The sequence below is a fragment of the Burkholderia sp. AW49-1 genome (assembly GCF_053427845.1).
In genome coordinates, this window is record NZ_JBSAXF010000012.1 from 17,251 (window position 1) to 43,605 (window position 26,355).

At 69.9% G+C, this 26,355-nt stretch carries 23 protein-coding genes and 1 pseudogene; 10 read left to right on the forward strand and 14 right to left on the reverse strand.

Annotated elements, in window-relative coordinates; all coding sequences use genetic code 11:
- Positions 1-5: 5 nt before the first annotated feature.
- Positions 6-566 (reverse strand): peptide-methionine (S)-S-oxide reductase MsrA, encoded by a 561-nt coding sequence (gene msrA / locus ACV22W_RS19180; RefSeq protein WP_059527848.1) that lies wholly within the window; start codon positions 564-566, stop codon positions 6-8.
- 585 nt (positions 567-1,151) lie between these two features.
- Here msrA and ACV22W_RS19185 point away from each other — a divergent pair.
- The 3 genes from ACV22W_RS19185 (at position 1,152) to ACV22W_RS19195 (ending at position 4,004) form a co-directional block, all read left to right on the forward strand.
- Positions 1,152-2,558, forward strand: coding sequence for a selenium-binding protein SBP56-related protein (locus ACV22W_RS19185; RefSeq protein WP_448021042.1), 1,407 nt, complete (start codon positions 1,152-1,154; stop codon positions 2,556-2,558).
- Positions 2,555-3,220, forward strand: a complete 666-nt coding sequence (locus ACV22W_RS19190; RefSeq protein ID WP_059690586.1) for a hypothetical protein — start codon at positions 2,555-2,557, stop codon at positions 3,218-3,220. The genes ACV22W_RS19185 and ACV22W_RS19190 overlap by 4 nt, the downstream gene beginning before the upstream one ends.
- Positions 3,221-3,494: 274 nt before the next feature.
- On the forward strand, positions 3,495-4,004 hold the full coding sequence (locus tag ACV22W_RS19195) for a flavin reductase family protein (RefSeq protein ID WP_059465659.1): 510 nt from the start codon (positions 3,495-3,497) through the stop codon (positions 4,002-4,004).
- On the opposite strand, the gene ACV22W_RS19200 is transcribed toward ACV22W_RS19195, so the two are convergent.
- Positions 3,991-4,491 carry an Lrp/AsnC family transcriptional regulator gene (locus tag ACV22W_RS19200; protein ID WP_044844460.1) on the reverse strand — a complete coding sequence of 167 codons (501 nt, stop codon included), beginning with the start codon at positions 4,489-4,491 and terminating at the stop codon, positions 3,991-3,993. The genes ACV22W_RS19195 and ACV22W_RS19200 overlap by 14 nt on opposite strands.
- A gap of 130 nt (positions 4,492-4,621) precedes the next feature.
- Here ACV22W_RS19200 and kynB point away from each other — a divergent pair, with 130 nt between their 5' ends.
- The 3 genes from kynB to kynA all read left to right on the forward strand — a co-directional run bounded on the left by kynB (position 4,622) and on the right by kynA (position 7,578).
- Positions 4,622-5,263, forward strand: coding sequence for an arylformamidase (kynB, locus tag ACV22W_RS19205; RefSeq protein WP_448021043.1), 642 nt, complete (start codon positions 4,622-4,624; stop codon positions 5,261-5,263).
- Positions 5,264-5,303: 40 nt separating this feature from the next.
- On the forward strand, positions 5,304-6,557 hold the full coding sequence (gene kynU / locus ACV22W_RS19210; protein ID WP_059527860.1) for a kynureninase: 1,254 nt from the start codon (positions 5,304-5,306) through the stop codon (positions 6,555-6,557).
- A 94-nt stretch (positions 6,558-6,651) separates the two neighbouring features.
- On the forward strand, positions 6,652-7,578 hold the full coding sequence (gene kynA / locus ACV22W_RS19215; protein WP_448021239.1) for a tryptophan 2,3-dioxygenase: 927 nt from the start codon (positions 6,652-6,654) through the stop codon (positions 7,576-7,578).
- 33 nt (positions 7,579-7,611) lie between these two features.
- Here the strand turns inward: kynA and ACV22W_RS19220 are convergent, their stop codons facing one another.
- From ACV22W_RS19220 to mdlC, 4 genes are all read right to left on the reverse strand, one after another.
- On the reverse strand, positions 7,612-9,003 hold the full coding sequence (locus ACV22W_RS19220; RefSeq protein ID WP_448021045.1) for an MFS transporter: 1,392 nt from the start codon (positions 9,001-9,003) through the stop codon (positions 7,612-7,614).
- Between the two features lie 260 nt (positions 9,004-9,263).
- Positions 9,264-10,208, reverse strand: a complete 945-nt coding sequence (locus ACV22W_RS19225) for a ketopantoate reductase family protein (protein ID WP_448021046.1) — start codon at positions 10,206-10,208, stop codon at positions 9,264-9,266.
- A gap of 13 nt (positions 10,209-10,221) precedes the next feature.
- A complete protein-coding gene (locus ACV22W_RS19230) occupies positions 10,222-11,673 on the reverse strand; it encodes an aldehyde dehydrogenase family protein (protein ID WP_448021048.1) in 1,452 nt (483 codons plus the stop codon).
- Between the two features lie 29 nt (positions 11,674-11,702).
- A complete protein-coding gene (mdlC, locus tag ACV22W_RS19235; protein WP_448021050.1) occupies positions 11,703-13,319 on the reverse strand; it encodes a benzoylformate decarboxylase in 1,617 nt (538 codons plus the stop codon).
- A 99-nt stretch (positions 13,320-13,418) separates the two neighbouring features.
- Here mdlC and ACV22W_RS19240 point away from each other — a divergent pair, with 99 nt between their 5' ends.
- From ACV22W_RS19240 to ACV22W_RS19255, 4 genes are all read left to right on the forward strand, one after another.
- On the forward strand, positions 13,419-14,330 hold the full coding sequence (locus ACV22W_RS19240) for a LysR family transcriptional regulator (protein WP_059690592.1): 912 nt from the start codon (positions 13,419-13,421) through the stop codon (positions 14,328-14,330).
- Between the two features lie 177 nt (positions 14,331-14,507).
- Positions 14,508-15,902: a D-arabinitol 4-dehydrogenase gene (dalD, locus tag ACV22W_RS19245; protein WP_448021051.1), complete on the forward strand. Its 1,395-nt coding sequence runs from the start codon at positions 14,508-14,510 to the stop codon at positions 15,900-15,902.
- 126 nt (positions 15,903-16,028) lie between these two features.
- On the forward strand, positions 16,029-17,510 hold the full coding sequence (gene xylB / locus ACV22W_RS19250) for a xylulokinase (RefSeq protein ID WP_448021053.1): 1,482 nt from the start codon (positions 16,029-16,031) through the stop codon (positions 17,508-17,510).
- A gap of 102 nt (positions 17,511-17,612) precedes the next feature.
- A complete protein-coding gene (locus tag ACV22W_RS19255; RefSeq protein WP_059528324.1) occupies positions 17,613-18,569 on the forward strand; it encodes a sugar-binding transcriptional regulator in 957 nt (318 codons plus the stop codon).
- Between the two features lies 1 nt (position 18,570).
- Here the strand turns inward: ACV22W_RS19255 and ACV22W_RS19260 are convergent.
- The 8 genes and pseudogenes from ACV22W_RS19260 to ACV22W_RS19295 all read right to left on the reverse strand — a co-directional run.
- Positions 18,571-18,756, reverse strand: a pseudogene (locus ACV22W_RS19260) (MFS transporter); the annotation flags it as partial.
- A 98-nt stretch (positions 18,757-18,854) separates the two neighbouring features.
- On the reverse strand, positions 18,855-19,964 hold the full coding sequence (locus ACV22W_RS19265; protein WP_059528326.1) for an ABC transporter ATP-binding protein: 1,110 nt from the start codon (positions 19,962-19,964) through the stop codon (positions 18,855-18,857).
- Positions 19,965-20,023: 59 nt separating this feature from the next.
- Positions 20,024-20,752 carry an HAD family hydrolase gene (locus ACV22W_RS19270; protein WP_448021054.1) on the reverse strand — a complete coding sequence of 243 codons (729 nt, stop codon included), beginning with the start codon at positions 20,750-20,752 and terminating at the stop codon, positions 20,024-20,026.
- The gene (locus tag ACV22W_RS19275; RefSeq protein WP_059820330.1) at positions 20,749-21,600 is read right to left on the reverse strand and encodes a carbohydrate ABC transporter permease; all 852 of its coding nucleotides are present in this window, start codon (positions 21,598-21,600) and stop codon (positions 20,749-20,751) included. The genes ACV22W_RS19270 and ACV22W_RS19275 overlap by 4 nt, the downstream gene beginning before the upstream one ends.
- Complete coding sequence (locus ACV22W_RS19280) at positions 21,597-22,541, reverse strand: carbohydrate ABC transporter permease (RefSeq protein WP_448021056.1); 945 nt, start codon at positions 22,539-22,541, stop codon at positions 21,597-21,599. The genes ACV22W_RS19275 and ACV22W_RS19280 overlap by 4 nt, the downstream gene beginning before the upstream one ends.
- A 102-nt stretch (positions 22,542-22,643) precedes the next feature.
- On the reverse strand, positions 22,644-23,969 hold the full coding sequence (locus tag ACV22W_RS19285; protein WP_448021057.1) for an ABC transporter substrate-binding protein: 1,326 nt from the start codon (positions 23,967-23,969) through the stop codon (positions 22,644-22,646).
- Positions 23,970-24,037: 68 nt separating this feature from the next.
- Positions 24,038-25,390, reverse strand: coding sequence for a D-tagatose-bisphosphate aldolase, class II, non-catalytic subunit (locus ACV22W_RS19290; protein ID WP_448021059.1), 1,353 nt, complete (start codon positions 25,388-25,390; stop codon positions 24,038-24,040).
- The gene (locus ACV22W_RS19295) at positions 25,378-26,334 is read right to left on the reverse strand and encodes a sugar kinase (protein ID WP_448021240.1); all 957 of its coding nucleotides are present in this window, start codon (positions 26,332-26,334) and stop codon (positions 25,378-25,380) included. The genes ACV22W_RS19290 and ACV22W_RS19295 overlap by 13 nt, the downstream gene beginning before the upstream one ends.
- Positions 26,335-26,355 lie beyond the last annotated feature (21 nt).

Below are 26,355 nucleotides of genomic sequence, written 5' to 3' on the forward strand. Positions count from 1 at the left end.
ACCGATTACGCACCGCGCAGCGACTTCAGCCGGTGCGAGAACTTCTGGCGGAATTTCGCGAGCTTCGGGCCGATCACGACCGAGCAGTAGCCCTGCCCCGGATTGCGCGCGTAATAGTTCTGGTGATAGTCCTCGGCCGGCCAGTAGTTGTCGTCGAGCGGCACGACCTGCGTGACGATCGGCTGCCCGAACACCTGCTCGCGCTCCAGTTCGCGGATCACGTCGAGCGCGACGTCCCGCTGCGCGTCCGAATGTGTGAACACGACCGAACGGTATTGCGTGCCGACGTCGTTGCCCTGCCGGTTCAGCTGGGTCGGATCGTGCGTCGCGAAGAAGATCTCGAGGATCTCGCGATAGCCGATGCGCGCCGGATCGAACGTCACGTTCACGACCTCCGCGTGACCAGTGTCGCCGTCGCATACGTCACGATAGCCGGGATTGCGCGTATGGCCGCCTGCGTAGCCCGACTGGACGGCCGTCACGCCGTCGACGTCGAGAAAAACGGCCTCCGTGCACCAGAAGCACCCGCCGCCTACAGTCGCGGTTTCAAGCATCTCGTTCACCATGAAATCATTACCTCGTTGATGACGACGGGCGGCACGCGGGCGCGCGCCGGCATCGCCGGTCCGTATCGCCGCTGTCCGGCCGCTGCCAAGCTGCGGCCCGGTTGCCCGGTGCGCAGCGGCAGCGTTCAAGTATCTCACTCGTGCGCGAATCCGGCAGAATCGCATGCCTGCCGCGCACCACCGGCCGCGCGTTTCTCGTCTACACTTAGGCACGCTTCGCCGCGACGGCACACCGTCCGGCTGCGCGCAGCGTCCGATGCACGCCCGTCCTGATGCCCACATCATCCGCCGGAACATCGATATGCACGCCTCAGCAGAAATCGCCCGCATCGCGGGCTCGAACATCGGCGCTCCGCACGCCGTCGCTTTCACCGCGCCCTCGCGCCGCCGTGCGCCCGTTGCGCCGCATGCGCGGCGGTCCGGCACACCGCGTTTCCCTGGTTTCCCGACCTGATGCACCGCGCCGCGCGTCCTCCAATCGCGCGAGGCCGCCAGTGCGTTCCCGTCACGCAATCCGTTCGACCCGCACGTTCGCAGCGAACTTCCGTGCGCCCGTGATCCGATACGACCGAAAGAGGCACTACGATGAGCATGCGGCCTGACCCGACATTTCACGCTTCGCCGGAACTGGCGATGCAGGCGCCGGCGGAGGAATTCGCCTATACGTTGTTGCTGAGCCCCGATTTTTCCAGACCCGACGCGCTCGCCGTGATCGACGTGAAACCCGGCTCGGCGACCTACGGCAAGATCGTGCACACGGTGACGATGCCGAACACCGGCGACGAATTCCACCACTTCGGCTGGAATGCGTGTTCGTCGTCGCTGTCGCCACTGACCGGCCATGCGTTCCTCGAACGCCGCTTCCTGATCATCCCGGGCCTGCGTTCGTCGCGGATCTACGTGATCGACACGAAGCCGCACCCGACGCAGGCGCGCATCCACAAGATCATCGAGCCCGACGAGGTGTTCGCGAAGACCGGCTATTCGCGGCCGCATACGGTTCATTGCGGCCCCGAAGGCATTTACGTGAGCACGCTCGGCGGTGCGGGCAAGGACGGCACCGACGGCGCGCCCGGCATCTTCATCATGGACTGCGAGACGTTCGACGTGCTCGGCCGCTGGGAGATCGACCGTGGCCCGCAGGACAAGCATTACGACTTCTGGTGGAACCTGCCGCGCGACTACATGGTGTCGAGCGAATGGGCGCTGCCGCCGCAATTCGAGAACGGCATCGTGCCGGAAGACCTGCTCGCGAACCGCTACGGCCACCGGCTGCATTTCTGGGACCTGCGCGCGCGGCGCAACGTGCAGACGATCGATCTCGGCGCGCAGCACCAGATGGCGCTCGAGGTGCGGCCCGCGCACGATCCGGTACGCGAATACGGTTTCGTCGGCGTCGTGGTCGACACGACCAGTCTCGAAGGATCGATCTGGACCTGGTGGCGCGAGGACGGCCAGTTTCATGTGAAGAAGACCGCGACGATTCCGCCCGAACCGGCCGCGGCCGACGAACTGCCGCCGCTGCTCAAGAGTTTCGGCGCGGTGCCGCCGCTCGTGACCGACATCGACCTGTCGCTCGACGACCGCTTCCTGTACGTGTCGTGCTGGGGCACCGGCGAGATGCGCCAGTACGACGTATCGGATCCGCATCACCCGGTGCTCGCGGGGTCGGTGCGTATCGGCGGGATCGTGCGCCGCGCACGGCACACGAATGGCCACGCGTTCGCCGGCGGCCCGCAGATGGTGGAAATCAGCCGCGACGGCCGGCGCGTGTACTGGACCAACTCGCTCTACTCGACCTGGGACGACCAGTTCTATCCGGACGGCGTGCCGGCCGCGCAGGTGCTCGCGCATGCGGGGCCGGACGGCGGGCTGACGCTCGCCGACGACTATTGGGTCGAGTTCCCCGACGGCTATCGCGCGCACCAGATCCGGCTCGAAGGCGGCGACTGCTCGACCGACTCGTTCTGCTATCCGTCGGTCAAGCGTTGAGCGCCGGCCTCTCCGCGCCGCTCGCGCTGTGGGCTGCCGTGCTCGCGAGCGGCGTCTATCACGGGCTCAACCCGGCGATGGGCTGGCCGCTCGCGGTGTCGAACGCGCTGATGACGCGCCGCGACGGCGCGCTCGTCGCCGCGCTCGGCTATCTCGCGCTCGGCCACGCGCTCGCGGTATTCATGGTGATGCTGCCGTTCGGGCTGCTTGCCGCGCTGCTTGCGTGGCAGTCGGCGATCCGGATCGGCGCGAGCGCGCTCGTGATCGGCTTCGGCGTGGTGCTGCTGATCCGGCGGCGGCATCCGCGTGCGCTCGCGCGGATTCCGCCCGCGCGGCTCGGCCTGTGGTCGTTCGCGGTTGCGCTCGCGCACGGCGCGGGGCTGATGCTGGTGCCGATTTACCTCGGGCTCTGCGGGCTCGACCGGGACGCCGGCCATCGCGCGGCGGCCACGCTCGTCGATGCGCATCTCGGAATGGCGCTCGTCGTCGCGGCCGTGCACGCAGCCGCGATGATCGGCGCAGGCGGCGTGCTCGCGTGGCTCGTGTACCGCTATCTCGGGCTGAAGTTCGTCGCGCGGAGCTGGTTCAATCTCGATGCGGTGTGGGCGTCCAGCCTGATCCTGACGGGTGCGCTGTCGCTCGGGCTGGCGGCGACGGCCTAGCGCCCGGCTCGCGGAACGGCCTCGTGTGACGCGCACTGAGAGGTGCGAAACCGACCGTTCCAGCACGACGCCGGCGTCGCGCGACAGTGTTCGCTACCTCACGCTCGCCCCGCGATGCGCCGTGCGCACGGGTCCGGCGGTCGCGATTCCGCTAAAATCGGGCCATGCGCACCACTTCCCAACCGACCGCCCTGGCCTTGTCGCCTTTCATCCGCCGCGCCCGTTGCATCCGCCGTGCGCCGCGCCCGTCCGTTTCGTTCCGGATGGCCGTCCGATGAACCACGCCACCCCGCCGGATTTCGACTCCGCCGCCTTTCGCCAGGCGCTCGGGCAGTTCGCGACCGGCGTCACGGTCATCACGACGCGTGCGCCGTCCGGGCAGCTGATCGGCATCACCGCAAGCTCGTTCAACTCGGTCTCGCTCGACCCGCCGCTCGTGCTGTGGAGCCTCGCGCACAAATCGGCGTCGACCCCGGTGTTCCGCAACAACAGCCATTACGTGGTGAACGTGCTCGCGGCGTCGCAGCTCGACCTGTGCAAGCGCTTCTCGACTTACAAAGGCGACCGCTTCGAAGGGATCGCGCACGCGGCCGGCAACTCGGGCATGCCGGTGCTCGACGGTGCGCTCGCGTGGTTCGAATGCCATAACCGCAGCCGCTACGACGAAGGCGACCACGTGATCTTCGTCGGCGAAGTGGAACGCTGCGGCGTGCGGGCCGCGTCGGATGCCGCAGCGCCGCTCGTGTTCCACGGCGGCGGCTTCCACGGCCTCACACCGCTTTGATCGCCCCCATGCGCGCCAGCCCGACCGGCGCGCCCGCTTCGTCCTTCAGCGTCTGCAGCACGATGTTCGAACGGATGTCCATCACGCCCGGCGCCTTGTAGAGCCGGTTCAGCACGAAATCCGAGTAGTGCTTGAGGTTGTGCGCGAGCACCCGCAGCAGATAGTGGCTCTCGCCCGTCACGACGAACGCGCCGACCACCTCCGGCCATTCGCGCAGCGCTTCCGCGAAGCGCTCGTGCCATTGATTCTCTTCGTTGCGCATCGACACCTGCACGAACGCCTCGAGCTCGAAGCCGAGCTTCTCGCGGCTCAGGCACGCGCGATAGTGCTCGATCACGCCCTGCTCCTCGAGCAGGCGCATCCGGCGCAGACAGGCGGACGGCGAGAGCGAGATCCGTTCCGCCAGGTCGAGATTGCTGATTCTGCCCTCCTCCTGCAGTACCGCCAGAATCCGGCAGTCGGTGGCATCGAGCGTGATCGCGTGCATTTTTGGTCCCCGTTTTCCCTCTGAGTCGAATTATCTGCCAATCGGGCGGATTGTCCATGTTTATTTCGCAAGCACTTTCTGCGAGCGTCCACCTATCATTCGAAGCATCGATTCACAGCTTCGTCATGCCATGGACACACTCTGGGACATCTCCCCGCCCGTCAGCCCCGCCACCCCCGTGTGGCCGGGCGACACGCCGGTTTCCGTCGAACGCGTATGGCGGATGGAGGCCGGCTCGCCGGTCAACGTCGCGCGCCTGACGCTGTCGCCGCACACGGGCGCGCACTGCGACGCGCCGCTCCACTACGACGCCGACGGCGCACCGATCGGCGCGGTGCCGCTCGACACCTATCTCGGCCCGTGCCGCGTGATCCACTGCATCGGCGCGTCGCCGGTCGTGCGCCCGGCCGACATCGACGCCGCGCTGGACGGCGTGCCGCCGCGCGTGCTGCTGCGCACCTATGCGCGCGCAAGCGTCGAGCAATGGGACAGCGCCTTCTGCGCGGTCGCACCCGACACCGTCGACCTGCTCGCCGCGCGCGGCGTGAAGCTGATCGGCATCGACACGCCGTCGCTCGACCCGCAGGAATCGAAGACCATGGATGCGCATCACCGCGTGCGCGCGCACCGGATGGCGATCCTCGAAGGGATCGTGCTCGACGACGTGCCGCCCGGCGACTACGAACTGATCGCGCTGCCGCTGAAGTTCGCGACGCTCGACGCGAGCCCCGTGCGCGCGGTGCTGCGCGCGCTGCCCGGCCGATCCGCCTGATTCACCGAACCACCGACCCGAGAACCACTGACCCGACATCATGATCAAGACCCGTGAAGACGCGCTCGCCCTCGACCGCGACGACCCGCTCGCCCCGCTGCGCGACCAGTTCGCGCTGCCCGACGGCGTGATCTATCTCGACGGCAACTCGCTCGGCGCGCAGCCGCGCGCGTCGGCCGCCCGCGCGCAACAGGTGATCGGCGCCGAATGGGGCGAAGGCCTGATCCGCAGCTGGAACACCGCCGGCTGGTTCGCGCTGCCGCGCCGCCTCGGCGACAAGCTCGCGACGCTGATCGGCGGCGCGCCCGGCGAGACCGTCGTGACCGACACCATCTCGATCAACCTGTTCAAGCTGCTGTCGGCGATGCTGCGCCATCAAGCCGAGCGCGCGCCGGAACGCCGCGTGATCGTGTCGGAGCGCTCGAACTTCCCGACCGACCTGTACATCGCGCAAGGGTTGATCGAACAGCTCGGCGGCGGCTATGAGCTGCGCCTGATCGACGATCCGGCGGACCTGCCCGACGCGCTCGGCGCGGACACGGCCGTCGCGATGATCACCCACGTGAACTACCGCACCGGCTACATGCACGACATGCCGGCCGTCACGCAGCTCGTGCACGACGCGGGCGCGCTGATGCTGTGGGATCTCGCGCATTCGGCCGGCGCGGTGCCGGTCGACCTGAACGGCGCGCGCGCGGACGGCGCGGTCGGCTGCACGTACAAGTATCTGAACGGCGGCCCCGGTTCGCCCGCATTCGTGTGGGTGCCGCACCGTCATCACGCGCACTTCTCGCAGCCGCTGTCGGGCTGGTGGGGCCATCGCGCGCCGTTCGCGATGCAGCCGGACTTCGCGCCCGATCCGGGCATCGCGCGCTTCCTCTGCGGCACGCAGCCGATGGTGTCGATGTCGATGGTCGAATGCGGGCTCGACGTGTTCCTGCAGACCGACATGCACGCGATCCGCCGCAAGTCGCTCGCGCTGACCGATGCGTTCATCGCGCTCGTCGAGGCACGCTGCGCGGGCCTGTCGCTGAAACTCGTCACGCCGCGCGCGCATCACCAGCGCGGCTCGCAGGCGAGCTTCGAGCATCCGCACGGCTACGAGGTGATGCAGGCGCTGATCGCGCGCGGCGTGATCGGCGACTACCGCGAGCCGTATGTGCTGCGCTTCGGCTTCACGCCGCTCTATACGCGCTTCGTCGACGTGTGGGATGCCGTCGAGACGCTGCGCGACATCCTGGCCACCGATGCGTGGAAGGCACCCGAGTTCGCCGAGCGCGGCGCGGTGACCTGACCGGCTTTTTGCCCGGCGCGCGCCGCGGCGACATGCGGATTGCGCGCCGCGCCCCCGTCATTCAATTCTGGAGAGAGTCGTGAATTCTGGTCATATGCAGCCACCCGGCGACGATGCGCCGGCGGGCTGCCCGTTCTCGGGCGCACGCGCGACCCAACCGGCACACGAAGCACCGCACGTGCCGGGCGATGCCTCGGGCGAAGCCGGCTGGCACAACGCGCAGCTCGATTTCTCGAAATCGATGAGCTACGGCGACTACCTGTCGCTGAATTCGATCCTCGACGCGCAGCATCCGCTGTCGCCCGATCACAACGAGATGCTGTTCATCATCCAGCATCAGACGAGCGAGCTGTGGATGAAGCTCGCGTTGTTCGAATTGCGCGGCGCGCTCGACGCGGTGCGCGGCGACGCGCTGCCGCCCGCGTTCAAGATGCTCGCGCGCGTGTCGCGCATTCTCGAGCAGCTCGTGCAGGCGTGGAACGTACTGTCGACGATGACGCCGTCCGAGTATTCGGCGATGCGGCCGTACCTCGGTCAGTCGTCGGGCTTCCAGTCGTATCAGTACCGGCAGCTCGAATTCCTGCTCGGCAACAAGAACGTGCAGATGCTGCAGCCGCATGTGCACCGGCCCGACATCCTCGAACAGGTGCGCGCGACGCTCGAGGCGCCGTCATTCTATGACGAGGTCGTGCGCCTGCTCGCGCGGCGCGGTTTCCCGATCGCACCCGAGCGGCTCGAGCGCGACTGGACGCAGCCGATGCGGCACGACGAAACCGTCGAGGCCGCGTGGCTCGAGGTCTACCGTCACCCGCAGCAGCACTGGGAGCTCTACGAGATGGCCGAGGAGCTCGTCGATCTCGAGGACGCGTTCCGCCAGTGGCGCTTCCGTCACGTGACGACCGTCGAGCGCATCATCGGCTTCAAGCAGGGCACCGGCGGCACGAGCGGCGCGCCGTATCTGCGCAAGATGCTCGACGTCGTGCTGTTCCCCGAGCTCTGGCACGTGCGCACCACGCTGTAACGCGCTCGCGCGTCATGCGCCCGCGCGTCACGACTACGTGCGGGCCAGTTCCTCCCCGTCGTGCGGCAGCGCGCGTTCGCGCGTGAGCCGCGGAATGTGCCGCCGCATCGCGAGCAGCGCGACGCACACCACACTCATCGCAGCGGCCAGCATCGTCAGGTACGCCGTCGCACCGCCCGCGGTGATCACCATCGCGCCCGCGAACGCGCTGAGGATCGCGCCAAGCCGGCCGAACGCGAGCGCGCTCGCGGTGCCGGTCGCGCGCACCACCGTCGGGTAGATGTACGCGCACAGCGCATACATCGTCGACTGCACCGCGTTGACGAACAACCCGTGCACGCCGAGCCCGACGATCAGCCAGCCCGTGTGCCGCCCCGCGTCGACACCCATCAGCCACACCGCGCTCGCCGCGCCACCGATGCTGCACAGCGCGAGCGGCCAGCGCGAACCCGCATGCGCGATCGCCCACGCGCACAGCAGCGCGCCGATCACGCCGCCGAGGTTGTACGCGGTGAGCCCGGCGCCCGCGACCGACACGCTCAGCCCGCTCGCGGCGAGCATCGTCGGCAGCCAGCTGAACGCCGCATACACGGCGAGCAGGCACATGAAGAACGCGCACCACAGCGCGATCGTGTCACGCGCCTGGCCGCCGGCGAACAGTGCGCCGAACCCGCCTCGTGCGCCGGGCGCGCGTGCATCGCGCAGATCGGTGAACGCGGTGCCGGGCGCGACCGGCCGCTGCATGCGCGCGAGCAGCGCGCCGAGTTCCGGCCAGCGCGCGGGGCGGCGCGCCAGGAAGCGCGGCGATTCGGGCAACGCGCGCACGAGCACGAAGCCGAGCACGAGCGGCAGCGCGCCGCCGGCGAAGAACAGCCCGCGCCAGCCGTAGCGCGGCAGCACTTCGTGCGCGAACAGCCCGGCCAGCATGCCGCCGAGCGGCACGCAGACGATCGTCGCCGTCACCATCATCGTGCGGCGCCGCGCGGGCGTGTATTCGGCCGTCATCGTCGTGGCCGTCGGCAGCGCGCCACCGATCCCGAGCCCCGCGCAGAAGCGCAGCATCGCGATCGTCGCGACATCCGGCGCGAAGCCGATCGCGCAGGTCGCGATGCCGAACAGGAACACGCTGCCGATCACGGCCTGGCGGCGCCCGAAACGGTCCGCGACGATGCCCGCGCACGCGCTGCCGATGCCCATCCCGATCAGCCCGGCGGCGACCGCCGGCGCGAACGCGGCGCGCGTGATCCCCCATTCGCGGATCAGCACGGGAATTGCGAAACCGATCAACTGTCCGTCGAAACCGTCGAGCACGATCGCGAGTGCGGCAAGCACCACCACGCAACGCTGCATCGTCGTGAACGGTCCGTCGTCGAGCGTCGCGCCGATGTCGACCGGGGGCGGCTGCAATCCGTCGCGCGTGCTCATGCGACCTCCCGTGCGCCACGCGTCGGCGGCAACGTGCGCGCACGGCGCGCGGCAAGACAACGGCATTCGATGACTTTCATGGCGTCTCCAGTTGCCCGGGCTGGCGCTTGCGCGTGCCCGGATCTCGTGTTGCGCGGTCGGTCGGCATCCGTGCATCGGCGCCGGCCCCGTCTCGTCCAATCCAATCCGATCCGGCGACATCGCCTGCATGCGGCGCGCCCGTATCGTCATGCGGCGCGAGCCCGCCGCCGGCGTGTTGCTCAGTCGCGCCGCGCGTCGATCAGCCTGACGAGCGCGAGCAGCGTATCGGTATGCGGCACCGCGATACCCGTCTCGCGCGCGGCCGCGACGACCGTGCCGCTGATCGCGTCGATCTCGGTGCGGCGGCCCGCGAGCACGTCCTGCAGCATCGACGGCCGATGGCCGCGATGCGCGTAAATCGCATGCTCGACGTTGCGCGCGATGCGCTCGCCGTCCACCGCGATGCCTTTCGCGCGCGCGACGGCGGCCGTCTCCGCAGCGATCGCCAGCGCGAGCCGTGGGCCGTCGGGTTCACGGCCGAGCTGGTCGACCGTGCAGCCCGTCGCCGCGCACAGCGTGTTGAGCGCCGCGTTGAACGCGACCTTTTCCCAGATCGCGGCCCACACGTCGGCATCGAGCGAACACGCGAGCCCGGCACGCGACAGCGCGTCGGCCACGGCCGCCGCGAACGGGCGCGCCGCGCCATCGGCCGTCATCATGCGGATCGCGCCGGCACCGTGCGAGCGCACGTGCCCGGCGCCGGCGAAGTCGGCCGGCCACGTCGTGACGCCGACCAGAATCCGTTCGAGCGGCACGAACGCGTTCAGCGTCTCGACGTTGCCGAGGCCGTTCTGCAGCGTCAGCACGTACGTACGCGACGTCAGCAATGCGCGCACGCCGTCGAGCGCCGCACGCGTGTGCAGCGATTTCGTGAAAACGATCAGCAGATCGAACGGGTCGTCGGGCGATGCGCTTGCTTGCGCATTCACCGTTTCCGGCCGGACGGCCTGCAGCGCGCGGATGCGGCGTTCGCCGCGATCGTCGTCGATGCGCAGCCCGTCGCGGCGGATCGCATCGAGATGCGCATCGTTCACGTCGATCAGCGTGACGGCCTCGCCGTGCTCGGCCAGCAGCGCGCCGAACAGCGAGCCCATCGCACCGGCGCCGAGAATCGCAATCTTCATCGTCGGCGGCCTCTCAGAATGGATACTGGCGCGGCGCGGTCTGCACCGTGATCCAGCGCAGGTCCGTGAACGCGGCGATGCCGGCCGTGCCGCCGAAGTGGCCGAAGCCGCTGTCCTTCACGCCGCCGAACGGCATTTGCGCCTCGTCGTGCACGGTCGGGCCGTTCACGTGGCAGATGCCCGATTCGATGCTCGCCGCGACCCTAATCGCGCGGGCGACGTCGCGGCTGAACACGGCCGACGCCAGCCCGAATGCGTTGTCGTTCGCGCAGCGGATCGCGGCCGCCTCGCCATCGACCCGCACGATGCCCTTCACCGGCCCGAACGATTCCTCCGCGTAGATCCGCATCGCGGGCGTCACGTGATCGAGCAGCGTCGCCGGGAACAGCGTGCTGTCCGACTTGCCGCCGCACAACAGCGTCGCGCCATGCGCGAGCGCATCGTCGATCAGCGCGTTGCAGCGCTCGACGGCCTTCATGTCGATCAGCGAACCGAGCACGACCGGCCCTTGGCGCGGATCGCCGAGCGGCAGCGACGCGGCCTTGGCGGCAAGCTTCGCGACGAATGCGTCGGCGATCGACGCGTCGACGACGATCCGCTCGGTCGACATGCAGATCTGCCCGGAATTCGCGAATGCGCCGAATGCGGCCGCGGCGACCGCCGCATCGAGATCCGCATCGTCGAGCACGACGAACGGCGCCTTGCCGCCGAGTTCGAGCACCGACGGCTTCAGATGACGCGCGCACGCTTCGGCGACGATCCGCCCGACGCGCGTCGAGCCTGTGAAATTCACGCGGCGCACGGCCGGATGGGCGATCAACGCGTCGACGACGGCGCCCGCATCCTTGGGCGCGTTCGTCACGAAGTTGACGACGCCCGGCGGCAGCCCGGCCTCCTGCAGCGCCTCGACGATCAGCCCGTGCGTGACGGGGCACAGCTCGGAGCCCTTCAGCACGACCGTGTTGCCGCAAGCGAGCGGTAGCGCGAGCGCACGCGTCGCGAGGATCACCGGTGCGTTCCACGGCGCGATGCCGAGCACCACGCCGGCCGGCTGCCGCACGCCCATCGCGAGCGAGCCGGGCACGTCGGACGGGATCAGCTCGCCACCGACCTGCGTGGTCAGCGACGCGGCCTCGACGAGCCCGCTGGCGGCAAGGTGCACGTTGAAGCCTGCCCACAGCGCCGACGCGCCGGTTTCGGCCGCCATCGCGGCGACGAACTGCTCGTGCTTCGCTTCGAGCGCGGCGGCAGCCTTCAGCAGCAGCGCGCGGCGCGCGCCGGGGCCGAGCGCGGCCCATTCGGGAAACGCGCGAGCGGCCGCGTCGGCCGCCGCGCGCGCATCGTCGACCGTGCCCGCGGGCGCGGCCGACGCGACGTCGCCGTCGAGCGGGTTACGGCGCACGAAGGTCGCGCCGCTGGACGAATGGCGGCGTTCGCCGCCGATCAGCATCGATACGGTTTGCATGGATTCTCCGGAACGACGCGCAACGCGCGTCAGGCAACCTCGACGTCGACGACGACGGGCGTATCGGCCCGCAGCGCATCGGTCAGCGTGTCGCGCAGGCGCGCGGCATCGGCGACGCGGATGCCGCGGCACCCCATCCCCTGCGCGAGCGCGACGAAATCCAGATCGGGCAGATCGGTGCCCTGCACCGGATCGTCGGGGCCGAAGCCGAACACGGGCGCGAAATCCTGCAGCGCCGCGTAGCGCCGATTGTTCAGGATCACGAACGTGATCGGCAGCTTCAGCTGCGCGGCGCTCCACAATGCCTGGATCGAATAGAGGCTCGACCCGTCGCCGATCAGCCCGATCACGCGCCGCCCCGGCCGCGCGAGCGCGACGCCGACCGCGGCCGGCATCCCGTAGCCGAGCCCGCCGCTGTCCATCGTGTAGAACGTGCCGCTGCACGTGAACGGCAGGTGCGCCTGCATCACCGGCCGCGCGCTCGGCGCTTCCTCGACGACGATGTCGTGCGCGTCGCGCACGTCGGCGAGCGTCTGCAGCGCGAATGCCACCGACATCCGCTCGCCGGCGGCCGGCGCTTCGGCGCGCGGGCGCGGCGGTCGCGGCGCGGGCATCGGCCGCTCGGGCGGCGCAGGCCGCGCCAGCAGGTCGCGTGCCGCGAGCCGCAGGTTGCCGACGACCGCGTCGCCCGACGGTGTCCACGCGGCGATGCCGGGATCGTCGACGAGCTGCACGAGCGTGGCGCCCGGCGGCACGTGCGGGCCGCGGCCCTCGATGTGATAGGTGAACGCAGGCGCACCGAACGCGAACACGAGGTCGTGCCCATCAAGCCGCGCGACGATCTTCTCGCGGATCGCGGGCAGGAAGCCGGCGAACAGCGGATGATCCTCGGGAAAGCTGCAGCGCCCCGACATCGGCGCGACGTACACGCTGGCCCGGTGCCGCTCGGCGAGCCGCACGACGTCGTCCCACGCACCGGCCCGATCGACGGCCGCGCCGACCACCAGCGCGGGACGCCGCGCGGCATCGAGCGCGTCGCCGAGCCGCGCGAGCGCATCCGGATCGGGCCGCACGACGCTGCTCACGTCGCGGCGCGGCAGCAGCTCGGCCGGCTGGTCCCAGTCGTCGACCGGAATCGACACGAACACCGGCCCGCGCGGCTCCTGCATCGCGATCCGGTACGCCCGCGCGATCGCGGCCGGCACGTCCTGCGCACGCGCCGGCTCGATGCTCCATTTCACGTACGGCTTCGGCAGCTCGGCGGCCTGCGTCGCACCGAGAAACGGATCGAACGGCAGGATCGCGCGCGCCTGCTGGCCCGCGGTGACGATCAGCGGCGCGCGGTTCCTGAACGCGGTGAACAGGTTGCCCATCGCGTTGCCGACGCCGGCCGCCGAATGCAGGTTGACGACCGCCGCGTTGCCGGTGGCCTGCGCATGACCGTCCGCCATGCCGACCACGACGGCCTCCTGCAGGCCGAGCACGTAGCGGAAATCGGCGGGGAAATCGCGAAACATCGGCAGCTCGGTCGAGCCCGGATTGCCGAACACGCGATCGATGCCGAACTGGCGAAACAGGTCGATGACGGCATCGCGAACGGTGATCGGGGCGGCCGGTGCGGCGGAATGGGACGGGGTGCAGGACATGCTCGGGCGTCTCCTTGGTGGCTTGGCGGTTTCCACAGTATCGAAGCGCGAGTCATTCACGGATACTGTATTTTTTGCGAAAAGCCATTACGGTTCGGCATGACTTTCGATCTCCGACAATTGCGGGCATTCACGACCATCGTCGCGTGCGGCAGCCTCGGCCGCGCCGCCGACGCGTTGCACGTGACCCAGCCGGCGCTGAGCCGGATCCTGAAGCGGCTCGAGGACCAGGTCGGCGCGCCGCTGTTCGAGCGCCATTCGAAAGGCGTGCAGCTGACGGCGTTCGGCGAGGCGCTGCTGCCGCACGCGACGCTGCTGCAGCACGAGGCCGAGCACGCGCGCGAGGAGCTCGACGCGATGCGCGGCTTCGCGAAGGGCACGATCAAGGTCGGCACGGTGGGCAGCATCGCGAGCCTCGTGCTGCCGGTCGCGGTCGGCCGCGTGCTCGACCGCTGGCCGAACCTGCGTGTCGAGATTCTCGAAGGCGTGTGGGATCGGCTCGCGGAAGGGCTGAACAAGCACGAGATCGATCTCGCGCTGTCCGCGCACGGGCCCGACACCGACGAGATCGTCGCGATTCCGGAGTGCCGCTGGGAAGATCGCAGCCATATCGTTGCGGCACCGCACCATCCGCTGCGCGCGCTCGGCCGCGCACCGACGCTCGCCGATACGCTGCACGCGCGCTGGGCGATTCCGCCGCGCGGCACCGCGCCATTCGACCACATGCGCGCGACCTTCGACGCGCACGGGCTTGCCCTTCCCGACATCGCGGTCGAGACGCGCTCGGTCACGACGCTGAAGAGCCTCGTCGCGCATGCCGGCTTCCTGAGCTGGATGGCCGAACCGATGTACGGCGCCGAACAGCGCGCCGGCACGATCGACACGCTGCCGGTACGCGAGGTCGTCGCGGTGCGCACGCTCACCGCATTCCGGCGCCGCCACGGAATCCTGCCGGGCCCGGCCGGCAAGCTGCTCGACGAACTCGTCGCGCTCACGCGCGAAGGTCGCTGACAGCGCTCTCCCCCCTTCGCGCCCCGCATTCGCGCAGCCCCGCGCGCCGCCGCAGCGCACCATCGAAATGCCGTGTCCCCGCCTTGACTTTCGTTCGCCCGAATACGATCATTCGCTCACACAAAGAGCAAATGATCGTATTCAACAGGAAAGACTGGCACGAACAGGAGACACCGGATGAGCGAATCGTCCTCCGCCCGCGCGCCCGTGCTGCTGCACATCGGCGCGGGCTCGTTCCACCGCGCGCACCAGGCGTGGTATCTGCATCGCGTGAACGCGGCCGTGCCGGCCGACGAACGGTGGTTGCTGAGCGTCGGCAACATCCGCGACGACATGCGCGCGACGATGGACGCGCTCGCCGCGCAGCACGGCGCGTACACGCTCGAAACCGTCACGCCGCAGGGCGAACGCGCATACGAGACGGTCCGCGCGATCGCGCGCGTGCTGCCGTGGTCGATCGACCTTGCCGCGTTGATCGACGCCGGCGCCGATCCGGCATGCCGGATCGTGTCGTTCACCGTGACCGAAGGCGGCTACTACCTCGACGAACACAACCGGCTCGACCTCGCGAACGCCGATCTCGCGGCCGACCTGCAGGGCGCGCGCACGACGCTGTACGGCGCACTCGCGGCGCTGCTCGCCGAGCGCGTGAAGCGCGGCGCGGGCCCGCTCACGCTGCAGAGCTGCGACAACCTGCGCAACAACGGCGCGCGCTTTCGCGCGGGCATGCGCGAATTTCTCGAACGGCGCGGCGAGGACGGCCTGCTCGCGTGGTTCGATGCGAACGTCGCGACGCCGAGCGCGATGGTCGACCGCATCACGCCGCGCCCGACCGCCGACGTGCGCGAACGCGTGCGCGCGGCCACCGGCGTCGACGACGCATGCCCGGTGATGGGCGAATCGTTCATCCAGTGGGTGATCGAGGACCGCTTCGCGGCCGGCCGGCCGCGCTGGGAGCTGGCCGGCGCGGAGCTGGTCGACGACGTGCACCCGTACGAGGAAGCGAAGATCCGCATCCTCAACGCGACGCACAGCTGCATCGCGTGGGCCGGCACGCTCGCGGGCTACACGTACATCCACGAGGGCACGCACGACGCGGCGATCCGCCGGTTCGCGCACGACTACGTGACCCAGGACGTGATCCCGTGTCTCAGCCCGAGCCCGCTCGATCTCGAACGCTACCGCGACGTCGTGCTCGAACGCTTCGGCAACCCGTACGTGCTCGACACGAACCAGCGCGTCGCGGCCGACGGCTTCTCGAAGATTCCCGGCTTCATCGCGCCGACGCTCGCCGAATCGCTCACACGCGGCGCGGCGCCGGTCGCCACCGCCGTGTTGCCGGCGCTGTTCCTGCGCTTTCTCGAACGCTGGGCGCGCGGCTTGCTGCCGTATGCGTACCAGGATGGCGTGATGGACGACGGCGCCGCGCGCGCGATCGTCGAAGCCGACGACCCGGTCGTCGCGCTGTGCGCGAGCCGCGCGCTGTGGGGCTCGCTCGCCGGCAACGCGGCGCTGTTCGACGCGCTGCGCGCCGGGCTCGCACGCGTCGACGCATGGCTCGCGCAGCGCTGACGCGCGACGGCCGGCAGCCTCGCAACCGGCCGCCGCGAGCGGCCGCGCATCCGGGCGAACCTGCGTTGGCAGGTGCGCATGCGTGCAGCTAAAGTAGCGGCTCCTCACTGACGGAACGGATCGCTCATGTATCTCGGCATCGACCTCGGCACCTCGGAAGTGAAGGTGCTGCTGCTTGCCCCGGACGGCACGGTGGTCGGCACCGCGGGCACGCCGTTCAGCGTGTCGCGGCCGCATCCGCGCTGGGCGGAACAGCATCCGGACGACTGGTGGCGCGGCACGCTCGCCGCGCTCGCGGCGCTGCGCGAGCGGCATCCGCACGCATTCGCGCAGGTGCGCGGGATCGGCCTGTCGGGCCAGATGCACGGCGCGGTGCTGCTCGGCCGCGACGACCGCGTGCTGCGCCCCGCGATCCTGTGGAACGACATGCGCAGCGCCGACGAATGCGCGCTGCTCACCGAACGCGCCCCCGATCTGCACGCGCTCGCCGGCAACCTGGCGATGCCCGGCTTCACCGCGCCGAAACTGCTGTGGGTCGCGAAGCACGAGCCCGACGTGTTCGCGGCGACCGCGTGCGTGCTGATGCCGAAGGACTACCTGCGTTTCCGTCTCACCGGCGCGAAGGTGTCCGACCCGTCCGACGCGGCCGGCACGCTGTGGCTCGACGTCGCGCGTCGCGACTGGTCCGACGCGCTGCTCGCCGCGTGCGACATGACGCGGGCGCAGATGCCGCGCATCGTCGAAGGCAACGCGCCGTCCGGCACGCTGCGCGCGGATCTGGCGCGCGAGCTCGGGCTGTCTGAGGCCGTCGTGGTGGCGGGCGGCGGCGGCGACAACGCGACGAGCGCGCTCGGCATCGGCGCGATCCACGCGGGCGACGGCTTCGTGTCGCTCGGCACGTCGGGCGTGCTGAGCGTGGTCGGCGACCGCTTCATGCCGAACTCCGCATCGGCCGTGCATGCGTTCTGCCACGCGATCCCCGATCGCTGGCAACTGATGAGCGTCGTGCTGTCGGCCGCGAGCTGCCTGCGCTGGGTCTGCAAGCTGACCGGCACGGACGAGCCGGCGCTGCTCGCCGAAATCGAGGCGCTCGACGCGGACGCGCTCGCGACGGCGCCGCTGTTCCTGCCGTACCTGTCCGGCGAGCGCACGCCGCACAACGATCCCTTTGCGCAGGGCGTGTTCTTCGGGATGACGCATGCGACCGAGCGCGCGCACCTCGGGTACGCGGTGCTAGAGGGCGTGACGCTCGGCCTCGCGGACGGCCTCGACGCGCTGCATGCGGCCGGCGTCGAAACCGACCGCCTGTCGCTGATCGGCGGCGGCGCGCGCAGCGCGTTCTGGGCGCAGCTGATCGCCGACGCGCTGAACGTGCGCACGTGCCAGCACGGCGGCGGCGAAACCGGTGCGGCGCTCGGCGCCGCGCGCCTGGGCTGGCTCGCCGTCGGCGGCGATCCGCATGCCGTGCTGACCAAGCCGCCGGTGCGCGCCGAATACGCGCCGGATGCCGGCCGTCATGCGCTGCTGCGCGAGCGCCTCGACGCGTTCCGCGCGCTGTATCGCCACGTGCGCCCGCTTTACGAACCGTCGCGCGCGCGGCTCGCGTAAGCGGCGACGCGCAGCGGCCGGCGGCCGCGCATCCGGCATGCGTTACAGTGGACGCCGTTGCGCCGCCCGGCGGCCGACCCAGATCCGAACCGAACCGCTATCGTGTCCAAGTCCTCAGAAAAACTCGATCTCGCCACGCGTGCCGCGTGGCTCTACTACGTCGCGGGCGACACGCAGAACGAAATCGCCGAGAAGCTGCAGGTGTCGCGCCCGGTCGCGCAGCGCCTCGTCGCGTTCGCGGTCGAGAAGAACCTGATCCGCGTGCGCGTCGATCATCAGCTCGCCGATTGTCTCGACCTCGGTGCGCAGCTGTCGAAGCGCTACGGGCTCGCGATGTGCGAAGTCGTGCCCGTCGATGCCGATGCGCCCGAAGCCATCGACCGCAAGCTCGCGGTCGCCGGCGCGCAGGTGATGGAGCGCTACCTGAACGAGACGCGGCCGATGGTGATTGCCGTCAGCAGCGGCCGGACGCTGAAGGCCGCGGTCGCGCAGATCGCGCAGATCGAGCGGCCGCAGCACCGGCTCGTGTCGATGGTCGGCGCGATCGCGGCCGACGGCTCGTCGAACCGCTACGACGTCGCGCAGTACATCTCCGAAAAAACCGGCGGGAAGCACTTCCTGCTGCCCGCGCCGCTGTTCGCCGACAGCGACGCCGAGCGCGCGCAATGGTGCAATCACCGGCTGTACCGGATCGTCGATGCGCTGTCGGCGCAGGCCGACGTCGCGTTCGTCGGGATCGGCAACATCGGCCCGCACTGCCCGCTCTATGAGGACGGCTTCATCACCGAACAGGAACGCGACGAGATGACCGCGCTCGGCGCCGTGGCCGAACTGCTCGGCGTGCCAATCGATGCCCAGGGCAAGCTGGTCGACGTGTCGACCAGCGCGCGCGTGACGAGCGTCGCGCTCGACGCGCCGCCGAAGCGCCCGACGATCGCGTTCGCCGGCGGCCCGAAGAAGCGCGACGCCGTGATCGCCGCGTTGCGCGGCGGCTGGCTGTCCGGGCTCGTCACCGACGAGACCTGCGCGCGCGCGGCACTCGAGGCGAAGGCGGCCTGACGCCGCCGAACGCGAGCCCCCACAGCGCGGCGGCCGCATACACGGTCGCCATGCCGGACCCGGCGCCGAGCGTCGCCGCCGCACGCGCGAACGGTACGGTGCTCGCGAGTGTCAGCCGCCGCTACGCGGCGCCGATCCATGCACCCGTCAGCGCGATGCCGACCCGCGATGCGACACCGGGTACGAACGGCGTCCCGTGGCCATCAGTGCGCCAGCCGACGCCGAAACTGCGCGCCTTCGTCGATTACATGGTCGAGCATCTGCGCATCTGACCGCGCCCGGCCGTCACGCCGCCTTCGCGTGCGGGCTCAGCCGCCGCAGCGCCTGCCCGTGTTCGTCGAACAGGTGGCAGTGCTCGGCCTGCGCATGCACGTGCAGCGCCTCGCCGGTGCGGTACGTGTCGAGCGGCGGAATCCGCGCGATCAGCCCGTCCGGCGCGACCGCCGACTCCGCGTACAGATACGCGGCATCGCCGAGCGATTCGACGGCCATCGTCCGCGCGGCGACGCCAGTTGCCGCCTGCGCCACCATCAGATGCTCGGGCCGCACGCCGACGGTCACCGCCGCCCCGCGCTGCAGCCCTGCCGCATCGACCGCGACGCGCTGCGTCTCGCCGCTGCCGAAGCGCACCAGCACGCCGGTCGCATCGGTCGACTCGACCGTGCCCGTCAGGAAATTCATCTTCGGCGAGCCGATGAAGCCCGCGACGAACTGGTTGGCCGGCGCGTGGTACAGCGCGTTCGGCGTGCCGACCTGCTGCACCGCGCCGCCCGACAGCACGACGATCTTGTCGGCGAGCGTCATTGCCTCGACCTGGTCGTGCGTCACGTAGATCATCGTCGTCTTCAGCTCGTCGTGCAGCCGCGCGAATTCCAGCCGCATCTTCACGCGCAGCGCAGCGTCGAGGTTCGACAACGGCTCGTCGAACAGGAACACCTTCGGCTTGCGCGTGATCGCGCGGCCGATCGCGACGCGCTGCCGCTGGCCGCCCGACAGCTGCTTCGGCTTGCGATCGAGCAGGTGATCGATGTGCAGGATCTTCGCGGCCTGCTTCACCGCCTGGTCGATCTCGGGCTTCTTCGCGCCGGCGAGCTTCAGGCCGAACGCCATGTTGTCGTACAGCGTCATGTGCGGGTACAGCGCATACGACTGGAACACCATCGCGATGCCGCGCTTCGCGCTCGGCACGTCGTTGACCTTCGCGCCGTCGATCAGCAGGTCGCCGCTCGAGATGTCCTCGAGCCCGGCGATCATCCGCATCAGCGTGGATTTGCCGCAGCCGCTCGGCCCGACGAACACGACGAATTCGCCGTCGGCGATGTCGAGGTTCACGTTGCGCAGCACTTCGGTGTCGTCGTAGCGCTTCGCGATGTTGCGCAGGAGCACGCTTGCCATGATCTGTCTCCGTTCGTTCGTGATGCGCCGCGTTCGATGCGGCGCGATCGTTCGTGGTACTAGTTCGGCAGCACGGCGCCGGTCGCCTGCCAGCGCGCGACGTAGCCGGGCAGCTCGTGCATGTCGTCGAATACGTGACGCGCGCCGATCCCGCGCAGCGCGTCGATCTGCGCGGCCGACGCATGCCCGCCGCCGATGAAGCCGAGCACGGTCATGCCGGCCGCGGCGGCCGCGGTGATGCCGGTCACGCTGTCCTCGACGACGAGGCATTGCGCGGGCACCGCGCCGAGCGCGCGTGCGGCCGCGAGATACACGTCGGGCGCGGGCTTCGGCCTGGCGACGGCGTCCGCGCAGAACAGCCGGTCGCCGAAGAAGCGCGCGAGGCCGGTGCGGGTGAGCGCCGCCTCGACGTATGCGCGGTAGCTGTTGCTCGCGCATGCCGTCGTCAGGCCGATCGCGGCGAGTGCCGTGTCGATGCCGGCGACCATCGGCGCGTTGACGGCCGCCGCCTCGACTGCGCGGCGGATCGCGTCGACGTCACCCGCCGTCAGCGTGCGGCCGACTGCCTCGCTCGCGCCGGCCAGCACGCGTTCGATGCGCAGCCCGAGCAGCGGCATCACCGCCGGCCGCGCGTCGACGCCCGGCCAGCGCGCATCCAGCTCGCGCACGATCACGTCGGCGGCGACGGCCTCGCTGTCGATCAGCACGCCGTCGCAATCGCAGATCAGCACGTTCGTCCCGTGGCCGACCGCGCCTTTTCCGCCCGCGCCCTCGCCGGCCGCGCTCATTTGACCGCTCCGAAGGTGAGCCCGCGCACGAGCTGCTTCTGCGACAGCCAGCCGACGATCAGGATCGGCGCGACGGCCAATAGGGAAGCCGCGGAAAGCTTCGCCCAGAACAGCCCCTCGGGGCTCGAGTACGACGCGATGAACACGGTCAGCGGCGCGGCGTTCGAGCTCGACAGGTTGATGCTCCAGAACGCCTCGTTCCACGACAGGATCACGAGCAGGAGCGCGGTGGACGCGAGACCCGGCAGCGCCATCGGCATCAGCAGGTAGACGATCTCCTGCCACGTCGACGCGCCGTCGATGCGTCCGGCTTCGAGGATGTCCTTCGGGATCTCGTTGAAATACGTGAAGGTCATCCAGACCGCGATCGGCAGGTTGATCAGCGTGTACACGATCACGAGGCCCGACACGGTATCGAGCAGCCCCGCGTTCTTCCACAGCAGGTAGATCGGCACGAGCACGCCGACCGACGGCATCATCTTGGTCGACAGCATCCACAGCAGCACCTTCTGCGTGCGGTGGTTCGGGAAGAACGCCATCGCATAGGCCGCGGGCACGGCGAGCAGCAGCGAGATCACCGTGACGCCGGCCGAGATCAGCACCGAATTCCACGCGAATGCGAAGTAGTTGCTGCGCGCGAACACCTCGCGGAAGCTGTCGAGCGTCGGCATGAAGAACAGCGACGACGCGTATGCCTGCTGCTCGGTCTTGAACGCGGTGATCGCCATCCAGAAGATCGGGAAGAACAGCAGCAGCGCGAGCAGCCACGCGAGCGCGCCGGGCAGCGCACGCCGCACGAGGTCGAACGCGGCCGGCGCGCGCCGGCCTTCGAAAGTCAGGTCGCTCATTTCTCGTACTCCCCTTTCAGGTTGCGCGCGAGCATCCGCACCAGGAAGAACGACACGACGTTCGCGACCACGACGGCGATGATCCCGCCCGCGGATGCGAGGCCGACGTCGAACTGCTGCAGGCCGAGCGCATAGATCAGGTACGACAGGTTGGTCGTTGCGTTGCCGGGGCCGCCGCCCGTCGTCGTGTAGATCTCCGCGAAGATCGACAGCAGGAAGATCGTCTCCATCATCACGACCACGGCGATCGCGCGCTTCAGGTGCGGGAGCGTGATGTAGAAGAACATCGCGATCGCGCCCGCGCCGTCGATGCGCGCGGCTTCCTTCTGCTCCTGGTCGAGCGACTGGATCGCGGTGAACAGGATCAGGAACGCGAACGGCAGCCACTGCCACGCGACGATGATGATCACGGCGGTGAGCGGGTAGTCGGCGAACCAGTCGATCGGCGTCATCCCGAGCGCGCGCATCGCGTTAGCGACGAGCCCGTACACCGGATGCAGGATCATGTTCTTCCAGATCAGCGCGGCGACCGTCGGCATCACGAAGAACGGCGCGATCACGAGCAGGCGCGCCACGCCCTGCCCGTAGAACTTGCGGTCGAACAGCACGGCCATCAGCACGCCGCCGACCACGGTGATCGCGAGCACCGCGCCGATCAGCACGAGCGTGTGCCAGATCGCGGGCAGGAACGACGGATCGGTCGCGAGGAAGCGGTAGTTGTCGAGCCCGGCAAAACCCTTCACGTCCGGATTCAGCAGGTTGTAGCGCGAGAACGAATACCAGATCGTCATCGCGAGCGGGATCGACATCCACAGCAGCAGCACCGCGACGGACGGCGACACGAGCCAGCTGGCGCCGCGCGCGCGGCGCGGCGCGCCCGGCGGCGGCGACGCGTCGCCGACCGACGGCGCGTGGCTCAGGGGAAGACGCAAATGACGCATGATCGGAGTCCCTCCGGTTGAGGCGCGGGCGCGAACGGCCGCCCGGCCTGTCTGCTTCGGCGACGTGCAGCGTGCGCGGCGGCGCGCACGGTGCGAGCCGCGTTACTTCTTGTAGCCGGCCTGACGCACCGCGCGATCGGCGGCGGCCTGCCCGGCGGCGAGCGCCTGGTCGACCGTCATCTGGCCGGCCACCGCACCCGCGATCGCCTGCCCGACCACCGTGCCGAACGACTGGAATTCAGGAATCCCGACGTACTGCACGCCCGTGTACGGCACCTTCTTCAGCGACGGATCGTTCGGGTCGGCCGTCTCGATCGCCTTCAGCACGAAGTCCGAGAACGGCGCGGCGGCCTTGTACTCGGGGCGCTGGTAGGTCGACGCGCGCGTGCCCGGCGGCACCGACGCCCAGCCTTCGTCCTTGCCGACCATCTCGATGTACTGCTTCGACGTCGCCCACGCGATGAACTTGCGCGCGGCGTCCTGCTGCTTTGACGTCTTCGGCACGGCCAGCGCCCATGCCCACAACCAGTGCGAGCCCTTCGGCGTGGCGGCGACCGGCGCGGCCGCGAAGCCGACCTTGTCGGCGACCTGCGACTGCTGTTTGTTATAGAGCATCCCGGCCGCGACCGTCGCATCGATCCACATCGCGCACTTGCCCGATGCGGTCAGGGTCAGGTTCTCGTTGAAGCCGTTCGAGCTCGCTCCCGGCGGGCCGTCTTTCTTCAGCAGGTTCACGTAGAAATTGATCGCCTTCTTCCATTCCGGCGACGTCAGCTGCGCGTTCCAGTTCTCGTCGAACCAGCGCCCGCCGAACGTGTTCACGACCGTCGACACGTACGCCATGTTCTCGCCCCACCCGGCCTTGCCGCGCAGGCAGATGCCGTAGGTGCCCTTCGCCTTGTCGGTGAGCTTGTCCGCGAATTCGGCGATCTGGTCGTAGGTCGGCTGGTCGGGCATCTTCAGCCCCTTCGCCGCGAACAGGTCCTTGCGGTAGAACGTCATCGAGCTTTCGACGTAGAACGGCAGCGCATACAACTGGCCGTTGTACGACAGGCTGTCGCGCGCCGTCTTCACGATGTCGTTCAGGTCGTAGTCGGCGGGCAGGCCCGTCATCGGCGCGAGCCAGCCGCGCTTGCCCCACTGCGGCGTCTCGTACGTGCCGATCGCCATCACGTCGAACTGGCCGCTGCCGGTCGTGATGTCGGTGGTCGCGCGCTGGCGCAGCACGTTTTCCTCGAGGATCACCCAGTTCAGCTTGATGTCCGGGTTCGCCTTCTCGAACGCCGGCGACAGCTTCTTCAACTCGATCATGTCCGGGTTGTTCAGCGTCGCGATCGTCAGCGTGCCGGCGGACGCCGCGCACGCGGCCGTCGCGAGCGCGGCTCCGGCGAAGCAGCGTGCGGCGGCATCGAGCATCTTTCGTTGCATGGCATGTCTCCTGTGATTGTTCGAACTGTCGTCGGTGTTGCGTATTGCGTCGCTTCCTTCGCGGCCCGTCACGCCGGCCGCTGCATCCCGCACGCGCGCGCATAGTGCGCGATCACGTCGCGTATCCGGTGGCGCACCCATGCGCGCGGCTCTCTCGCGAGGCCGCCCGCGCGGCACGCGGCGTACACGTCCGGCAGCCACTGCGCGACGAGCGTCTCGGGTACGGGCTGCCGCGCAAGGTTGTCGAACAACTGCTCGACCGCCGCCGCGACGGCCGGCTGCAGCCAGTAATAGCGGATCCGGTCGCTGTAGCTGAACTGGCGCGCGAGCCGCTGCTCGGTTTCGTCGCCGCGGTAATACGGCGCCCAGTGCTCGGGCTGCGCGCGCATCGCGGCGTCGACGACGTCGCGCAACCGCGAGCGCTGCGCGACGTCGTCGATCAGCGCATCCTCGATGAAGGTGAGCGCGAACAGCGCCTCGCGCAACGCGAAGGTCAGCGCGGGCCCGACCTTCAGCACCGCGAAGTGGTCGCGCACGAGCGCGGCGAGCGCGCCTTCGGTCTGGTAGTCGGTCGAATGCGCTTCGAACACGAGGCGCGGCGTGCGCAGGATGCTCGCGCCGAGCGATGCGGCCTTCGCGCTGTCGTAGTCGAGCACGTGGCGATCGTCGAAATCGACGCCCGGCTGCGCGACGATCGCGACCACGCGCGCCCATGCGTCGTCGAGCCCGGCCGCCGCGAATGCGCCGCGATGCGCGTCCAGCGTCGCGGCGATGCTGTCGCTGCGCGTGACCGTGATCCGCGCGATCGCATCGCCGCCCGTGTCGCCAGCCACTTCGCCGCCCGGCGTCGGCACCTCGGTGCCGATCACGTAGACGGGTGCGACGCCGGCGCGCGCCGCCGCGTCTTCGGCCGCGCGGCACAGCTCGGCCGCGCGGGCGGCGATCGTCCGGTCGTCGAGCCGCGCCGGATCGTCCGCGCACGCCATGCTCGCGTCGAGGTGGATCTTTTCGAAGCCGGCTTCGACGTATGCGGCGACCATCGCGGCCGCTTCGCGCATCGCATCGGCCGCGCGGCGGTGCCGCCACGGGTTCGGGCCCAGATGGTCGCCGCCGAGCACGAGCGCCGACGGCGCGAGCCCGCAGCGCTGCGCGATCGCATCGACGTCGCGCCGGAAATCGGCGGGCGTCATGCCCGTGTAGCCGCCGAGATGGTTCACCTGGTTGCAGGTCGCCTCGATCAGGAGCGGCGAGCCGTCCGCGCGCGCGGCCTCGCACGCGGCCTCCAGCACGAGCCGGTGCGCGCTGCAGACCGAATAGATGCCGCGCTGCGCATCCGCGCGGTTCGCGTCGAAGATCATCCGCAGCACGGTGTCGGCGTGCGCGTTGCGCGGGCGTTCGGCGACGGGGGTCAGGCCGGACATGCGACACCTCGTTCGGTCAGGAAGCGGTCGATTTCAGTCGCGCTGCTGTTGCCCTCCATCGGGCCGCGCCGCGTGACCGCGATCGCGCCGGCCGCGTTCGCGCGGCGCAGCGCGACGTCGATCGGCAGGCCGGCGACGAGGCTCGCGACCAACGTGCCGCCGAAGCAGTCGCCGGCGCCGGTCGGATCGAGTTCGTCGACCGGCCACGCCGGCACGTCCACACGGCTCGCACGGTCGAACGCGGCGCTGCCGGCCGCGCCGCGCTTGAGCACGACGCGCTCGAGCAGCGGATGCGTCGCGAGCAGCCCCGCGATCGCGCGCTCGGCCGGTTGCGGCCCGCAGAAGAACGGCAGGTCGGCCTCGCTCGGCAGAAACAGATGACACGCGGCGAGCATCGCGTCGAGCGCCGCGCGCATCGGACGGAAGCTGAGCATCTCGGGCCGCACGTTCGGGTCGAACGACACCTTCGCGCCGACGCGCGCCGCTTCGATCACGCCGCGCTGGACCGCCGCGATCGCCGATTCGCTCGTCAGCGACGAGCCCATCACGTGGAAGTAGCGGCAGCCGTCGAACATCGCGGTGTCGACGTCGGATGCATCGACGCACGCGGCCGCGCTGGTCGACAGGCTGAACACGAAGCTGCGCGAGCCGTCGTCGCGATACGCGACGAACGCGGTGCCGGTGGGACGCGCGACACGACGAATGCGCGCGACGTCGACGCCGTCGTGCTCGAGCCGCGCGACGATCGCGTCGCCGAACGCATCGCGCCCGACGCAGCCCGCATACGCGACGCGCGCGCCGAGCCGCGCGGCCTGGTCGGCGAAGATCGCCGGCGCGCCGCTCGGAAACGGCCCCGCGAACAGGCCCGGCGTGTCGAAGCCCTGGCCGCGCTCGGCGGCGACGAATTCGGCCAGCAGTTCGCCGGCGACGACGATCTCGGCCATCATGCGTGCCCTCGTGCGGCG

Bases quoted from the DNA above. Each gene is read 5' to 3' on its own strand.
- msrA (WP_059527848.1), bottom strand. From the start codon at position 566: ATGGTGAACGAGATGCTTGAAACCGCGACTGTAGGCGGCGGGTGCTTC.
- ACV22W_RS19185 (WP_448021042.1), top strand. From the start codon at position 1,152: ATGAGCATGCGGCCTGACCCGACATTTCACGCTTCGCCGGAACTGGCG.
- ACV22W_RS19195 (WP_059465659.1), top strand. From the start codon at position 3,495: ATGAACCACGCCACCCCGCCGGATTTCGACTCCGCCGCCTTTCGCCAG.
- ACV22W_RS19200 (WP_044844460.1), bottom strand. From the start codon at position 4,491: ATGCACGCGATCACGCTCGATGCCACCGACTGCCGGATTCTGGCGGTA.
- kynB (WP_448021043.1), top strand. From the start codon at position 4,622: ATGGACACACTCTGGGACATCTCCCCGCCCGTCAGCCCCGCCACCCCC.
- kynU (WP_059527860.1), top strand. From the start codon at position 5,304: ATGATCAAGACCCGTGAAGACGCGCTCGCCCTCGACCGCGACGACCCG.
- kynA (WP_448021239.1), top strand. From the start codon at position 6,652: ATGCAGCCACCCGGCGACGATGCGCCGGCGGGCTGCCCGTTCTCGGGC.
- ACV22W_RS19220 (WP_448021045.1), bottom strand. From the start codon at position 9,003: ATGAGCACGCGCGACGGATTGCAGCCGCCCCCGGTCGACATCGGCGCG.
- ACV22W_RS19225 (WP_448021046.1), bottom strand. From the start codon at position 10,208: ATGAAGATTGCGATTCTCGGCGCCGGTGCGATGGGCTCGCTGTTCGGC.
- ACV22W_RS19230 (WP_448021048.1), bottom strand. From the start codon at position 11,673: ATGCAAACCGTATCGATGCTGATCGGCGGCGAACGCCGCCATTCGTCC.
- mdlC (WP_448021050.1), bottom strand. From the start codon at position 13,319: ATGTCCTGCACCCCGTCCCATTCCGCCGCACCGGCCGCCCCGATCACC.
- ACV22W_RS19240 (WP_059690592.1), top strand. From the start codon at position 13,419: ATGACTTTCGATCTCCGACAATTGCGGGCATTCACGACCATCGTCGCG.
- dalD (WP_448021051.1), top strand. From the start codon at position 14,508: ATGAGCGAATCGTCCTCCGCCCGCGCGCCCGTGCTGCTGCACATCGGC.
- xylB (WP_448021053.1), top strand. From the start codon at position 16,029: ATGTATCTCGGCATCGACCTCGGCACCTCGGAAGTGAAGGTGCTGCTG.
- ACV22W_RS19265 (WP_059528326.1), bottom strand. From the start codon at position 19,964: ATGGCAAGCGTGCTCCTGCGCAACATCGCGAAGCGCTACGACGACACC.
- ACV22W_RS19270 (WP_448021054.1), bottom strand. From the start codon at position 20,752: ATGAGCGCGGCCGGCGAGGGCGCGGGCGGAAAAGGCGCGGTCGGCCAC.
- ACV22W_RS19275 (WP_059820330.1), bottom strand. From the start codon at position 21,600: ATGAGCGACCTGACTTTCGAAGGCCGGCGCGCGCCGGCCGCGTTCGAC.
- ACV22W_RS19280 (WP_448021056.1), bottom strand. From the start codon at position 22,541: ATGCGTCATTTGCGTCTTCCCCTGAGCCACGCGCCGTCGGTCGGCGAC.
- ACV22W_RS19285 (WP_448021057.1), bottom strand. From the start codon at position 23,969: ATGCAACGAAAGATGCTCGATGCCGCCGCACGCTGCTTCGCCGGAGCC.
- ACV22W_RS19290 (WP_448021059.1), bottom strand. From the start codon at position 25,390: ATGTCCGGCCTGACCCCCGTCGCCGAACGCCCGCGCAACGCGCACGCC.
- ACV22W_RS19295 (WP_448021240.1), bottom strand. From the start codon at position 26,334: ATGGCCGAGATCGTCGTCGCCGGCGAACTGCTGGCCGAATTCGTCGCC.